General features: G+C 73.2%; 11 protein-coding genes and 1 rRNA gene. 7 read left to right on the plus strand and 5 right to left on the minus strand.

From position 1 onward, the window contains the following. Window positions 1–93, plus strand: a 5S ribosomal RNA gene (rrf, locus tag ACIGAQ_RS09255); the annotation flags it as partial. Window positions 94–173: 80 nt separating this feature from the next. Here the strand turns inward: rrf and ACIGAQ_RS09260 are convergent. Genes ACIGAQ_RS09260 through ACIGAQ_RS09280 form a run of 5 tightly spaced genes read right to left on the minus strand, consistent with a single transcriptional unit; the run spans window position 174 to window position 5,835 of the window. Further along, entirely contained in the window at window positions 174–1,484 is a 1,311-nt protein-coding gene (locus tag ACIGAQ_RS09260) for a DUF58 domain-containing protein (protein WP_399780755.1), read from the minus strand. Next, window positions 1,484–2,473 (minus strand): MoxR family ATPase, encoded by a 990-nt coding sequence (locus tag ACIGAQ_RS09265; protein WP_311688337.1) that lies wholly within the window; start codon window positions 2,471–2,473, stop codon window positions 1,484–1,486. Before ACIGAQ_RS09265 ends, ACIGAQ_RS09260 begins: the two co-directional genes overlap by 1 nt. Next, complete coding sequence (locus ACIGAQ_RS09270) at window positions 2,473–3,669, minus strand: DUF4350 domain-containing protein (RefSeq protein WP_399780758.1); 1,197 nt, start codon at window positions 3,667–3,669, stop codon at window positions 2,473–2,475. Before ACIGAQ_RS09270 ends, ACIGAQ_RS09265 begins: the two co-directional genes overlap by 1 nt. Then, window positions 3,666–4,433, minus strand: a complete 768-nt coding sequence (locus ACIGAQ_RS09275; RefSeq protein WP_399780761.1) for a DUF4129 domain-containing protein — start codon at window positions 4,431–4,433, stop codon at window positions 3,666–3,668. The genes ACIGAQ_RS09270 and ACIGAQ_RS09275 overlap by 4 nt, the downstream gene beginning before the upstream one ends. A 4-nt stretch (window positions 4,434–4,437) precedes the next feature. Next, entirely contained in the window at window positions 4,438–5,835 is a 1,398-nt protein-coding gene (locus ACIGAQ_RS09280; RefSeq protein WP_399780764.1) for a glycerophosphoryl diester phosphodiesterase membrane domain-containing protein, read from the minus strand. Between the two features lie 140 nt (window positions 5,836–5,975). Here ACIGAQ_RS09280 and mtnA point away from each other — a divergent pair, with 140 nt between their 5' ends. From mtnA to hpf, 6 genes are all read left to right on the plus strand, one after another. Continuing rightward, a complete protein-coding gene (gene mtnA / locus ACIGAQ_RS09285; RefSeq protein WP_311688341.1) occupies window positions 5,976–7,124 on the plus strand; it encodes an S-methyl-5-thioribose-1-phosphate isomerase in 1,149 nt (382 codons plus the stop codon). Window positions 7,125–7,308: 184 nt separating this feature from the next. Continuing rightward, the gene (gene mtrA / locus ACIGAQ_RS09290; protein WP_009188938.1) at window positions 7,309–7,998 is read left to right on the plus strand and encodes a two-component system response regulator MtrA; all 690 of its coding nucleotides are present in this window, start codon (window positions 7,309–7,311) and stop codon (window positions 7,996–7,998) included. A 1-nt stretch (window position 7,999) separates the two neighbouring features. Further along, window positions 8,000–10,231, plus strand: coding sequence for an MtrAB system histidine kinase MtrB (gene mtrB / locus ACIGAQ_RS09295; protein WP_399780769.1), 2,232 nt, complete (start codon window positions 8,000–8,002; stop codon window positions 10,229–10,231). After that, window positions 10,221–12,053, plus strand: a complete 1,833-nt coding sequence (locus ACIGAQ_RS09300; RefSeq protein WP_362275475.1) for an LpqB family beta-propeller domain-containing protein — start codon at window positions 10,221–10,223, stop codon at window positions 12,051–12,053. The genes mtrB and ACIGAQ_RS09300 overlap by 11 nt, the downstream gene beginning before the upstream one ends. A gap of 181 nt (window positions 12,054–12,234) precedes the next feature. Beyond that, on the plus strand, window positions 12,235–13,158 hold the full coding sequence (locus ACIGAQ_RS09305; RefSeq protein ID WP_399780772.1) for a ComF family protein: 924 nt from the start codon (window positions 12,235–12,237) through the stop codon (window positions 13,156–13,158). Between the two features lie 311 nt (window positions 13,159–13,469). Then, window positions 13,470–14,165 (plus strand): ribosome hibernation-promoting factor, HPF/YfiA family, encoded by a 696-nt coding sequence (gene hpf / locus ACIGAQ_RS09310; RefSeq protein WP_311688345.1) that lies wholly within the window; start codon window positions 13,470–13,472, stop codon window positions 14,163–14,165. Window positions 14,166–14,318 lie beyond the last annotated feature (153 nt).

Raw genomic sequence — 14,318 nt, forward strand, 5'->3', positions numbered from 1 at the left:
ACGCCCGGTTACATTCCGAACCCGGAAGCTAAGCCTTACAGCGCCGATGGTACTGCAGGGGGGACCCTGTGGGAGAGTAGGACGCCGCCGAACAATCATTGGGAAAGGCCCACACCTTATGGTGTGGGCCTTTTCGCGTTTCCGGCCCCTTTCGGGATCCGTCGAATGGGCGGTTAGAGGCGTCCTGCTGCTTTCAGAGCGAGGTAGGCGTCCGCGAGGGCCGGCGCCAGGTCGTCCGGTGTGGCGTCGACGACCGTGACACCGTGACGGCGGAGTTGTTCCGCCGTGCGGTGGCGTTCGGACTGGGCGTGGGCGGCTGCGGCGGCCTCGTAGACGGAGTCGACGTTTCCGCGGGCCTTGGCCATGTCGGCGATATGGGGGTCCGCCACGGAGGCCACGAGGATCGTGTGGCGCTGGGTCAGCTGGCCGAGCACGGGGAGGAGGCCCTCTTCGATGGGGGCCGCGTCCAGGGTGGTGAGCAGGACGATGAGGGAACGGCGGGGGGACGTGCGCAGTGCCGTGGCCGTGAGGCCCCGGGCGTCCGTTTCCACCAGTTCGGGTTCGAGGGTGACCATCGCGTTGACCAGGGACGGGAGGACATCGCCTGCCGTGCGGCCCTGGACGAGGGCGCGGACCCTGCGGTCGTAGGCGAGGAGGTCGACGCGGTCGCCCGCGCGGGACGCCAGAGCGGCGAGGAGCAGGGCCGCGTCCATGGAGGCGTCGAGGCGGGGTGCGTCGCCCACGCGGCCGGCGGAGGTGCGGCCCGTGTCGAGGACCAACAAGATGTGGCGGTCCCGTTCGGGGCGCCAGGTGCGGACGGCTACGGCTGTCTGCCGGGCCGTGGCACGCCAGTCGATCGAGCGGGTGTCGTCGCCGGGGACGTATTCGCGCAGGCTGTCGAACTCGGTGCCTTCGCCGCGGGTGAGCACGCTGGTGCGGCCGTCCAGTTCGCGCAGGCGGGCCAGCTTGGAGGGCAGGTGCTTGCGGCTGGTGAACGGGGGCAGGACCCGTACCGTCCAGGGGGCCTTGTGCGTGCCCTGGCGAGCGAAGAGGCCGAGGGGGCCGTAGGAGCGGATGGTGATCCGGTCCGCTTGGCGGTCGCCTCGGCGGGTGGGGCGCAGACGGGTCGTGACACGGCGGCGCTCGCCCGGGGGGACGGTGAGGCGGTGGCGGGACGCGGTGGTTTCCGTGCCCGGCTGCCAGCTGCTCGGGGGCCATGCGTCGCGGAGGTGGGCGCGCAGGCGGCGGCGGGTCGGGTTGGTGATCGTGAGCGTGACGTCCGCGGATTCGCCCAGGCGTACCGAGGTGTCGCCGGAGCGGGTCAGGCCCAGGCGGCGTACGGGAGCGGCCAGGGCGAAGTCGCAGGCGCAGGCCAGGGCCAGCGGTGCGTTGACCGCCAGGATGCCCGTCCAGCCGGGCTCCCAGATGCCGACCGGGAGGGAGCCCAGGGCCGCGAGGAGGGCGGCGCGTCCGGTGAGTGCCATCAGCGGGGGACGGGGACGTGGGCGAGGATCGCGTTGATGACCGAGTCGGCGGTCACGCCTTCCATTTCGGCCTCCGGGCGGAGCTGGACGCGGTGGCGGAGTGTGGGGAGGGCGAGGGCCTTCACGTCGTCGGGAATGACGTAGTCACGGCCGGTGAGCCAGGCCCAGGCGCGGGCGGTGGCCAGGAGGGCCGTGGCGCCGCGGGGGGAGACGCCGAGGGTGAGGGACGGCGACTCGCGGGTGGCGCGGCAGATGTCGACGACGTAGGCGGTGATCTCGGGGGAGATGGTCGTCTTGGCGACGGCGGCGCGGGCGGCCTCCAGGTCGGCCGGGCCCGCCACGGGGCGTACGCCGGCGGCCTTGAGGTCGCGGGGGTTGAATCCCTCGGCGTGGCGGGTGAGGACGTCGATCTCGTCCTGGCGGGAGGGCAGGGGGATGGTGAGTTTGAGGAGGAAGCGGTCCAGCTGGGCTTCCGGGAGGGGGTAGGTGCCCTCGTACTCGACCGGGTTCTGCGTCGCCGCCACCAGGAACGGGTCGGGCAGCGGGCGGGGCGTGCCGTCGACGGTGACCTGGCGTTCCTCCATGGCTTCCAGGAGGGACGACTGGGTCTTGGGAGGCGTGCGGTTGATCTCGTCCGCGAGGAGGAGGTTGGTGAAGACCGGGCCGGGCTGGAAGGAGAACTCGGCGGTGCGGGTGTCGTAGACCAGGGAGCCGGTGACGTCGCTCGGCATGAGGTCGGGGGTGAACTGGACGCGCTTGGTGTCGAGTTCGAGGGCGGAGGCGAGGGCGCGGACCAGGAGGGTCTTGGCGACGCCGGGGACGCCTTCGAGGAGGACGTGGCCGCGGCAGAGCAGGGCGACGACGAGACCGGTCACGGCGGGGTCCTGGCCGACCACGGCCTTGGCGATCTCGGCGCGCAGGGCCTCCAGGGAGGCTCGGGCGGTGCCCGGGTCCCCGGTCTGCCCGGCGTTGTCAGTGGTCGGGTCCATCATGGACGGCGTACCTCTCTTTCGAGGGCGTCGAGTCGGTCGGCGAGTGCGATGAGTGCTGCGTCGTCGCCGGGTGGCGGTCCGAAGAGCAGGGTGTGCGGGTCGTGTCCGTCGCCGTGGAGGCGGGTGGACAGGGCGGGGAGCAGGGCCTCGGGCGTGTGCGCCTGGGTGACGGGGACGCCGACGAGGGGGGCGAGGCGGGTGCGTGTGGTGGAGCGGAGAGCGTCGGCCGCGCGGTCGCGGGCGTCGGCCTTGCGGTAGAGGCGGGCGCGGCCCTCGGCGGTTTCCGAGGCGCGGATCGCGACGGGGAGTCTTTCGGGCACGAGCGGGCCGAGTCGGCGTGCCCGCCACAGGGCGGCCAGGGCTGCGGCGATGAAGAGCTGCAGGGTGCCCCAGAGCCAGCCCGAGGGGAGCAGGTCGAAGAAGCCGCGCTCCTCGTCGGTGGCGGTGGCCGAGGTGTCGGAGAGCGAGGGGAGGTACCAGACCAGATGGGGGCGGGACCCGAGGAGTTGGAGGGCGAGCGAGGCGTTGCCCTGCTCGTCGAGGCGGTCGTTGACGAGGATGTCGGGCGCGCCGAGGACGACGGTGTCGCCGTCTGCGCGGTCGGCCGGGATGCGCAGGAGGGTGGCCAGGCGTTCGCTCGGGTAGCACTCGTCGGCGTCGAGGTGGGTGGTGGTGTAGCGGACGCCGCCCGTCTCGGCGGGGCCGGCGCGGCGGGCGGCGGGCAGGGCGCAGTCGGGGGAGAGCGTCGCGTCGAGGCTGGTGGCGGGGTCCGCGGTGACGCCGGGGGCGAGTCGTTCGACGGAGGCGCTGCCGGGTGCGACCAGGACGGTGCGGCCGCCGGAGCCGGCGAACGCCTTGTGCAGCCGGGACTGCTGACCGCGGGTCAGCAGGTCCGGGACGGCGACCAGGAGAGTGGTGTCCGGGCCGTTCGCGGCGGCTGCCTCGTCCAGGGTGGTGACGACGCGCGTGTCCACGCCGCGGTCGGCGAGGAGTTCGGCGACGGCGCGGCTGCCGCCCGGGTCCGCGGAGCGCGGGTCGAGTTCGCCGTGGCGGGCGTCGGAGCGGATCACGGCGATGGCGACGGCTCCGGCGACGAGCACCACGAGGGCGAGCGCGATCCCGCGCGTGCGGGTCCACAACTGGCGGGCGGTGGGCGAGGCCGAGGTGGAGGGGAGCGTGGCCTCGGTGGTCATTCGGCGGCTCCCTGGCGGGTGGTGGGGGCCGTGCTCGCGCTGCTTGCCGCGAGCTGGGGCTTGGTGCGTTCCAGGTCGCGGTCGAGTTCCGCCATGCGGTGGTACGACTGCTCGGTCGCGGAGCGGCCGCCGTATGTGACGTCGTCGAAGTCGCGGGCGGCCGTGCGCAGTCGGTCCGTGTGGGCGGGCAGGGCGCGGCCGGCTTCGGCCGCGGCCTCGTCGGCGGTGCGGCCGGGGCGGACATCGAGGAGTGCGCGTTCCTCGAGGGCGCGGACGAGGGCGCGCATGCGTTCCTGGACGGCCTGGTTCCAGTGGCCCTGGGCGGCGTGTGCCTCGGCGGCGGCGCGGTGGTCGACGGCGCTGCGCGGGCGGTCGTCGAACAGGGTGGCGGACGAGGCGGGTTGGCGGCGCGGGGTGCCCAGGCGCCACCAGAGGGCGGCCAGGACGGCGACGACGGCCAGGACGATGACGACCAGGCCGAGTGTGCCGCCGGGCGTGGCGGTCGAAGCGGCGTTGAGGAGTTCGCCGAGCCAGTCCCAGAAGGCGTCGAGGGCACGCTGGAACAGGCTGGGGTCGTCCTCGTGGTACATCCGCTTGGACAGCTCGCGGCGAGCCGCCTCGCGCGCGGGGTCGCGCGGGACGGTGAGGGGCGGTTCGTCGGTGGAGAGGGCCGGCGACAGCGCGGAGGTGTCGCCGGCCCGCAGCAGCGTCCGTAGGGCGGCGCGTGGCAGCGCCGTGGTGAGAAGGTCCCCCGCCGAGCTCACCGCATCAGCTCCCCGGGGTGGCGCCGGGGGCGGTGGGGCCGTAGCCCTGGACACCGGCGGCGCGGGCCAGTTCGAGGTCGAGGGCCTCGCGGCGGATGCGCTGGTCGATGTAGAGGAGCACGGTGACGCCGGCCGTGATCGGGAACGTGATCATGGAGCCGATCACCGAGCCGATGCCGCTGACGATGAGGAACGTCCAGCCGAGGTCGCCGACACCGGAGTTGAGCCAGCCCGTGATGCCGTCGCCGCTGAGGGCCCCGGCGAGGAAGGTGAAGGGGATGACGATGATCGAGGCGACGACGTTGGCGATGATCGTGGCGAGCAGCTGGATGCCGAAGATCCGCCACCAGGTGCCCCGGACCAGCTTCGTGGAGCGGCTCATCGCCTTCTTGATGCCCTGCTTCTCCAGCATGAGGGCGGGCGAGGCGAGCGAGAAGCGGATCATCAGCCACAGGGCGGCGATGCCGGCGCCGATGATGCCCAGCACGGTGAGGGCGACGCCCGCTCCGGTGCTGCCGGCGAGGGAGACGAGGATGCCGGGCAGGGTGCCGGCCGTGACGACGCCCGCGGTGATGAGCAGCAGCAGGCAGATGAGGCCGAACAGCTTGACGATCTGCGGGCGGGCATCGCGCCAGGCCTCGCCGATGGTGACCGGCTTGCCGAGCACGGCCCGGCTGGTGACGGTCGTCAGGAGGGCGGTGGCGATGACGGTGCCGACCAGGGAGATCACGAAGATGACGGTGGAGTTGAGCAGCGCGTCGCCCATGGCGCGGCTCAGCTCGCTGAGGGTGGCGCTCGGGTCGTTGAGGGCGTCGGTGCTGGAGTCGTCCAGGACGAGGCCCTGGAACAGCACGACGATGATCTCGGTGAGGACGGCGACGGTGAGGGAGATGCCCAGGACGGTGCGCCAGTAGGTGCGCATGGTGGAGACCGCGCCGTCGAGGATCTCGCCGACGCCGAGCGGGCGCAGCGGGATCACGCCGGGCTTGGCGGCGGGCGGGGGGCCGCCCCAGCCGCTGCCCCAGCCGCCGGGGCCACCGGGGTGTCCGTAGCCGGGGCCGTACCCGCCGGGGCCACCGGGGCCTCCAGGGCCGCCGGGTCCGTAGCCGCCCGGGCCGCCGGGTCCGTAGCCGCCGGGGGGCTGGGTGCCCCAGCCCGGGCCGGGCGGCGGGGGCGGGGGTGCCTGACCGGGACCGGTCGGGGCGCTGGGGGCGGACCACTGGGCCGGTGGCGGCTGCTCCTTGGACCACTGCGGGCCGGGGCCCTGCGGGGCGTGGCCCGGCTGGTCGGCGGGTTGTGCGGGACCGGGGCGGTCCGCGGGCTCGGCAGGGCCGGACGCGTCAGGCTTCTGCCCGTCGGACGGGGCGGATCCGGGCGAGGCCCAGCCCGGAGTGTCGTTCATCGTCGCTCCTTCACGGTGCCCGTCCGCGGTCGCGGCGGCAGGTTGGCAGCCATCGTGCCATGGGGTGGTCTTGGTGTGACCGGCCGCGGTCCGGGCTGCGTACCTTCAATTGTCCGCTCGTTTGGGGGCAGACTGATCGCATGGCTGATCAGTACGCGTACAGCGGCGACGACAAGCGGCCGACCGAGATCCCGGCGATCCGCTGGGAAGAGCCACCGGAGGGGCCCGTTCTGGTTCTGCTCGACCAGACGAGGCTGCCGGCAGAGGAGGTCGAACTGGTCTGTACGGACGCGTCCGCGCTGGTCGAGGCGATCCGCTCGCTGGCCGTGCGCGGGGCGCCGCTGCTCGGCATCGCGGGGGCGTACGGTGTCGCGCTCGCCGCCGTGCGGGGCTTCGACGTGGACGAGGCAGCGTCCGCGCTGGCGACCGCCCGGCCGACCGCGGTGAACCTGGCCGTGGGGGTGCGGCGGGCGCAGGCGGCGCACGAGGCGGCCCTGGCCAAGGGCGGTGACGTCCGGCAGGCAGCCGCGGCGGCGCTGGCCGCGGCGCGGCAGCTGCACCGGGAGGACGCCGAGGCCAGCGGGCGGATGGCCGAGCACGGGCTGGCGCTGCTGGACGAGCTGCTGCCCGGAGGCGGGCACCGGATTCTGACCCACTGCAACACCGGTTCGCTGGTGTCGGGCGGGGAGGGCACGGCGTTCGCGGTGGCGCTCGCGGCACACCGGGTGGGCCGGCTGCGGCGGCTGTGGGTGGACGAGACGCGTCCGCTGCTGCAGGGCGCGCGCCTGACGGCGTACGAGGCGGCCCGCAGCGGGATGGCGTACACGCTGCTCACGGACAACGCGGCGGGGTCGCTGTTCGCTGCCGGTGAGGTCGACGCGGTGCTGATCGGGGCCGACCGGATCACGGCGGACGGCTCGGTGGCGAACAAGGTGGGGAGCTATCCGCTGGCGGTGCTGGCGCGGTACCACCACGTGCCGTTCATCGTGGTGGCGCCGGTGACGACGGTGGACCTGGACACGGCGGACGGCGCGTCCATCGAGGTGGAGCAGCGTGCCGGGCACGAGGTGACCGAGCTGGTGGCGCCGCAGGCGCCGGTGGCCGGTACGGAGGCGGGCGGCGGGATTCCCGTGGCGCCGCTGGGGACGCAGGCGTACAACCCGGCCTTCGACGTGACGCCGCCTGAGCTGGTGACGGCGATCGTGACGGAGGAGGGCGTGGTCTCGCCGGTGACGGCCGAGGCGCTGGCGGAGGTGTGCGCTCGGTCGCGCCGGGTGGCGGCGGGCTGAGGGTTCGCGCGGCTGCCGGAGCGGGGGCCGTACGCCGGTTCCCCGCCCGCCGGGGGCATCGCGGGGAACGTCGGAGGTGATCATCAGCGGGGCGGGCGAGGGCAGACAGTAGCGCTTGCTGCGACTATGGTCACTGGCCGGTGACCTACCTCACCACTGCCTTCGCCACCGTTATGAGAATGGGATGATGTCGTTTATGAAGGGACGAGTCCTTGTCGTCGACGACGACACCGCACTGGCCGAGATGCTCGGCATCGTGCTGCGTGGTGAGGGTTTCGAGCCGTCGTTCGTGGCCGACGGGGACAAGGCGCTGGCCGCGTTCCGGGAGGCCAAGCCGGATCTGGTGCTGCTCGATCTGATGCTGCCCGGCCGGGACGGCATCGAGGTGTGCCGCCTGATCAGGGCGGAGTCCGGCGTGCCGATCGTGATGCTCACGGCCAAGAGCGACACGGTCGACGTCGTGGTGGGCCTGGAGTCGGGCGCCGACGACTACATCGTGAAGCCGTTCAAGCCGAAGGAGCTGGTGGCCCGGATCCGGGCGCGGCTGCGGAGGTCGGAGGAGCCCGCCCCGGAGCAGCTCGCCATCGGTGACCTGGTCATCGACGTGGCGGGACACTCCGTGAAGCGGGACGGGCAGTCGATCGCGCTGACGCCGCTGGAGTTCGACCTGCTGGTCGCGCTGGCGCGCAAGCCGTGGCAGGTGTTCACGCGCGAGGTGCTGCTGGAGCAGGTCTGGGGTTACCGGCACGCCGCGGACACGCGGCTGGTCAACGTGCATGTGCAGCGGCTGCGCTCCAAGGTCGAGAAGGACCCGGAGAAGCCGGAGATCGTGGTGACCGTCCGTGGTGTCGGGTACAAGGCAGGGCCGAGCTGACATGTCCGGCGACAGTGCCGCTTCGGCGCCCGGCCGGTCCGGGGCCCGCCCGGGGCGGCCTGTCCGGCGGAAGAAGCCCGGTTCCCGCTGGGGACGGTTCCTGGAGAGCGGGCTGCTCCAGGGCGGCGTCCAGGGCAGCCCGGTCATCCGCCTGTTCATGCGCTGGGTGCGCCGGCCGTTGCTGCCGGTCATGCGGCTGTGGCGGCGCAACATCCAGCTCAAGGTCGTCGTCACGACCCTGCTGATGTCGCTCGGCGTGGTGCTGCTGCTGGGCTTCGTGGTCATCGGGCAGGTGCGCAACGGCCTGCTGGACGCAAAGGTGAAGGCGTCCCAGAGCCAGGCCACGGGCGGGTTCGCGGTGGCCAAGCAGCGCGCCGACGAGGCGGCCAGCGGGACCGGCGACGACGTCGCCACGGCGGACGGCCGTCCCGCGCAGAACGTCACCCAGTGGCTGAGCGATCTGGTGTCCTCGCTGTCCAGCGGTGGCCAGGGCGCCTTCGACGTGGTGACGCTCCCGGCCTCCGACGCGGACGGCGCCGGCGGACGCGGACAGCGCGCCTCCGGTGAGGTGGACTGGAGCAGGAGCGTGCCCGCGGATCTGCGGGAGCGGATCGGCAGCAGTACGACGGCCGCGCAGAGCTACACGCGCATCACGTACAACAACGAGGTCAAGGACTCCCAGCCGGGCCTGGTCATCGGCAAGCAGGTCAACGACCCGAACGGCGATCCGTACCAGCTGTACTACCTCTTCCCGCTCACCCAGGAGGAGAAGTCGCTGAGCCTGGTCAAGGGCACGCTGGCGACGGCGGGGCTGTTCGTCGTCGTGTTGCTCGGGGCCATCGCCTGGCTCGTGGTGCGGCAGGTCGTCACGCCGGTGCGGATGGCGGCGGGGATCGCCGAGCGGCTGTCGGCCGGGCGGCTCCAGGAACGGATGAAGGTCACCGGCGAGGATGACATCGCGCGGCTGGGCGAGGCCTTCAACAAGATGGCGCAGAACCTCCAGCTCAAGATCAGCCAGTTGGAGGACCTGTCGCGGATGCAGCGCCGGTTCGTGTCGGACGTGTCGCACGAGCTGCGGACGCCGTTGACGACCGTGCGGATGGCCGCGGACGTCATCCACGAGGCGCGTGTGGACTTCGACCCGGTGACGGCGCGGTCGGCGGAGTTGCTCGCCGACCAGCTGGACCGGTTCGAGTCGCTGCTCGCGGACCTGCTGGAGATCAGCCGGTTCGACGCGGGTGCGGCGGCGCTGGAGGCGGAGCCGATAGACCTCAGGAACGTCGTGCGGCGGGTGGTCAGCGGGGCCGAGCCGCTCGCGGAGCGCAAGGGCACACGGATCCGTGTCCTGGGCGACCAGCAGCCCGTCGTCGCCGAGGCCGACGCCCGGCGCGTGGAGCGGGTGCTGCGCAACCTCGTCGTCAACGCCGTGGAGCACGGCGAGGGCAAGGACGTCGTCGTCAGGCTCGCCGCGGCCGGCGGCGCGGTCGCCGTCGCGGTGCGCGACTACGGGGTCGGGCTCAAGCCGGGCGAGGCGACCCGCGTCTTCAGCCGCTTCTGGCGGGCCGACCCGGCACGCGCGCGTACCACGGGCGGAACGGGCCTGGGGCTGTCGATCGCGCTGGAGGACGCGCGGCTGCACGGGGGCTGGCTGCAGGCGTGGGGCGAGCCGGGCGGCGGTTCCCAGTTCCGGCTGACGCTGCCCAGGACCGCGGACGAGCCGCTGCGGGGCTCGCCGATACCGCTGGAGCCCAAGGACTCGCGGCGCAACCGCGGCCTCGACGACGCCGGTCTGCCGTGCGGCGGGGACGGCGAGAAGCGGGCGACGGTGCCGGCGCAGCCGGCGAGCGGGTCGGCGTCAGCGGCGGCCAAGCGGGACCCGATACCGCCGAGGGCGGCCGACGCCACGGCCGACCCGACGGCGCTGCCGGGCAACGGCGCGCGCGTGGTGCCACGGCCCGCCTCGGGCACCCGGCGGCCCGACGAGGACAGCGGCCAGGCCGGGGCCGTCGAGAAGAGCGACACGAGCGGTTCCGCGGGGACCGCTCGCGGTGGGCGGGTCGGGAGTCCCGCCGAGAGCGCCGAGAACGGCGCAGCGAGCGGTTCCGGCCGTCCCGGGGACCCCGCCGGCCCCGGGACGGGCGAAGCGCGCCCGGACGGTGGCGCGGCCGCTCCGGGCGGGGAGAACCGGCCGGGAGAGGCGAACAGGCAAGGGGAGGCATCTCGTGGGCGCTGACCGCGAAAGGCGCGGCCGGCACAGGCCCGCGCGCGTGATGGCGTACGCCGCCGGAGGCGTCCTGGTGCTGGCGGGCTGCGCGTCGATGCCGGACAGCGGGGACCTGCGGAGCGTGGAGGCCACACCGCGCCAGGACACCCAGGTGCGCGTGTTCGCCGTGCCGCCGGGGGAGGACGCCCCGCCCTCGGAGATCGTGCAGGGCTTCCTGGAGGCGCTGACCAGCGACGATCCGCACTACAAGACGGCCCGCCAGTACCTGACCGGCGACGCCGCGAAGACCTGGCGGCCGGAGCTGTTCACGACGGTGCTCACGGACGGGCCGGGAGCCAAGCCCGAGGGGCCGAACGGCCGTGAGGACACCGGCGAGATCTCGTACATGCTGACCGGCACCAAGGTGGCCACCGTGGACGCGCAGCAGTCGTACGCGCCCGCGACCGGGACGTACGGCAGGACCGTGCATCTGACCCAGGACGAGAAGAGCGGGCAGTGGCGGATCGACGCCCTGCCGCAGGGCGTCGTCATGGGCCAGTCGGACTTCCAGCGCAACTACATGTCCGTCAGCAAGTACTACTTCGCCTCGAACACCGTGGCGGCCGGGGCGAAGTCGCAGCCCACCGCGGTGGCGGACCCGGTCTGGGTGCGTCGGCGCGTGGATCCCATGACGCAGATGGTGCGCTCGGTGCTGAGCGGGCCCACGCGGTGGCTCGACCCTGTCGTCAGGTCGAGTTTCCCCACCGGTACGGCGCTGGCGAAGGGTGCCGGCGCGCTCACGCCTGACGACCGCAACCTGCTGACGGTCCCGCTCAACGACAAGGCCGCGGGCATCGGCACCAACCGGTGCGAGGAGATGGCGGCCCAGTTGCTGTTCACGCTGCGGAGCCTCAGCCCCGCGGTCGACGAGGTGGAGCTGCGCGCCGACGGGACCGAGCTGTGCTCGCTCACCCAGGAGGCGGCGGAGGCCGCGGCCTCCCGCAGCGCGGCGCGCCACCCCGACTACCTGTACTTCGTGGACGGCAAGGACCGGCTCGTACGGATCCCGGCGGGCAGCGACGAGACCAAGCCGGACCCGGCGCCGGGCGCGCTGGGCGAGGGCGACACGGCCCTGCGATCGGTGGCCGTCTCACGTGACGAGCACACCGCCGCGGGCGTCAGCCTCGACGGCAAGTCGCTGTACGTGGGCTCGCTGGTCTCGGGCGGTTCGCTCGGCGAGCCGGTGCTGCGCAGTCAGGGCCGCAGCGAGGCGGACCGGCTGACGACGCCCAGCTGGGACGCGGACGACGGCCTGTGGGTGGCGGACCGCAACCCGCGCGATCCCCGGCTGCTGCTCCTGGAGGACGGCAAGGGCGATCCCATCGAGGTGCGCACGCCGCATCTGGACGGGCGGATCCAGTCCGTGCGGGTGGCCGCCGACGGAGTGCGCATCGCGCTGGTCGTGGAGAAGGACGGCAAGAAGACCCTGCTCATCGGGCTGATCGAGCGGGAGGAGAAGCCGGGCGAGCGGCCGGCCGTCCGTGTGGTGGAACTGCGCTCCGCGACCCCCGAGTTGGAGGAGGTCACGGCCATGTCCTGGGCCGGGGACAGCCGGCTCGTGGTGGTCGGGCGCGAGCACGGGGGCGTCGAGCAGATGCGCTACGTCCAGGTCGACGGCTCCACGCCGGACGCTCCGGCGCCCGCGGCCCTGACCGGCGTCAAGGAGGTCACCGCCGCCGAGGACGACGGGCTGCCGCTGGTGGCGAACTCGGTGGACGGCATCGTCCGGCTGCCGACGGGTGCGCAGTGGCAGAAGGTCACGGAGGGGACGGCGCCGGTCTATCCGGGGTGAGGCGCGCGTGCTCCGACGGGTTCCGGACCGCGTGTTGTGACGTGGTCCGGACCGCGCATGGTGAGGCGTCCTCGGCCGCGCCTCCGACTGATCCGCATGCCGTTCGCGTTGTCCACAGGCAGTCGTCCGCGGTTGTCCACAGGGGTGGCAGGGCCTCGGCCGGGGCGGCAGAGTGGTGGGCATGCGGGGGTGGTGGCAGGACCTCAGCGACCTGGTGCTGCCGGGCGAGTGCGGAGGCTGCGGCGCGCCTCGTACGGTGCTCTGCGCGCGGTGTCGTGCGGTGCTCGGCGCAGCCGCGGCACGGCGGGTGCGGCCGGTGCCGGAGCCGCCCGGGCTGCCCGTGGTGCACGCGGCGGCCGCGTACGCGGACGAGGTGCGGGCGACGCTGCTGGCCCACAAGGAGCGCGGCGCCCTGGCACTCGCGGCCCCGCTGGGAGCGGCCCTGGCACAAGCCGTGCGCGCGGGGCTGCGAGAGGGCTCGGTCCGGTGGGGCGCCGGGGCCGTGGTGCGAGACGGCGGGGCTCCCGTGCTGCTGGTGCCCGTGCCGTCGGGGCGGCGGGCCGTGCGCGCCCGGGGGCACGACCCGGCCCGCCGGATCGCCCTCGCGGCGGCCGCGGACCTGCGGCGCGGCGGGGTCCCGGCCCGGGTGCTCGGGGTGCTGCGGCACCGGCGGACCGTGGCCGACCAGTCCGGGCTCAACTCCCGGCAGCGACGGGACAATCTCGCCGGCGCCCTGACGGTCGCGCCCGGAGGTGCCCGGCTGCTCCGTGCGGGACCGGTCGTCCTGGTCGACGACGTGATGACCACGGGCGCTTCCCTGTCGGAGGCCGCACGGGCCCTGCGAGCGGTCCGGGACGGGGCGGGGACGCCGTACGGGGCGGTGACGGGGCCGATTTCGAACGCTGGGTGGACCGAGGCCGTGTACGGGGGAGAGAGCTGGGAAAGCAGAGAGGAACAGAACGTCGGATCAAGGTGGGAGAGGACGGGCCGGCGGCCCGGCCGGCAGGGAATGGCGCGCGCGGACGGCGCCGGCGGAGTGGCGGACGTGGTGTGCGCGGCAGTGGTCGCGGCATCACCGGACTCTTTCCAAATAAACCGGAACTGACTGAGATCTTGCGTCGTTGCAGGTAATGAGAGGGCCTATTCACCTGAACGGAGGTACGCCGCGGTAGAGGGTGACGACATCCGCCCGGGCGAGATATGTTCGGTTGAGAGGGAAAGCCGCAGGCCACGCCTCTCAAATCCGAATGCCGTGACGCGGGTTTTTCTTCATCACTCGCGACGGTGGAGTGGAGATCTCGCCCACGGGGGAGGAGGTGGAAGTCACCGAGTCCGAGGTTCCGGGGCTCACCGGAACCTGGTGCAAAAGGGAGATGCTCCGCACCGAAGCGGAGTGATCCGGGAACGGAGTTCTGCGTGGACATCGTCGTCAAGGGCCGCAAGACCGAGGTGCCCGAGCGGTTCCGGAAGCACGTGGCCGAGAAGCTGAAGCTGGAGAAGATCCAGAAGCTCGATGGCAAGGTGATCAGCCTCGACGTCGAGGTGTCCAAGGAGCCCAACCCGAGGCAGGCCGACCGCTGTGACCGAGTGGAGATCACGCTCCGCTCCCGCGGTCCGGTGATCCGGGCGGAGGCAGCGGCGAGCGACCCGTACGCGGCGCTCGACCTGGCGGCGGAGAAGCTGGAAGCCCGGCTGCGCAGGCAACACGACAAGCGGTACTCGCGCCGTGGCGCGCGCCGGATCCCGGCCGCCGAGGTCGCCGACCACGTCCCGGGCGTGGCGACGCTGAACGGAAACGGCCTCGCGCCGGCCGCCGAGGAAGAGCCGGAAGCGGTCCCCACGAAGAAGATCGGCTCGCTGGAAGTACAAGGTGACGGCCCCATCGTCGTCCGCGAGAAGACCCACGTCGCAGCCCCCATGACCCTCGACCAGGCTCTCTACGAGATGGAGCTGGTCGGGCACGACTTCTACCTGTTCGTCGACTCCGAGACCAAGGAACCGAGTGTCGTCTACCGACGGCACGCCTACGACTACGGCGTGATCCACCTCCGGACGGACACGATGGTCACGCAGGCGCACTCCCCGGACGCGGGCGGTGCGCTCGGCGGCTGACCGGGCCGGGTGACAGCGGAGTGGGTGCCCCTGGAGCGCGTGTGCGCCCCCAGGGGCACCCCTGTGCGACCACTTCGCGCCCCGCTCCGGCACCTCGCCGCCGTCCGGGCATGAAATCATGGTGGCCACGGCCCAACCGGTGGGTCGTTGCTC

The organism is Streptomyces sp. NPDC085932 (genome assembly GCF_044540525.1).
GTDB classification, from domain to species: Bacteria; Actinomycetota; Actinomycetes; order Streptomycetales; family Streptomycetaceae; genus Streptomyces; species Streptomyces levis.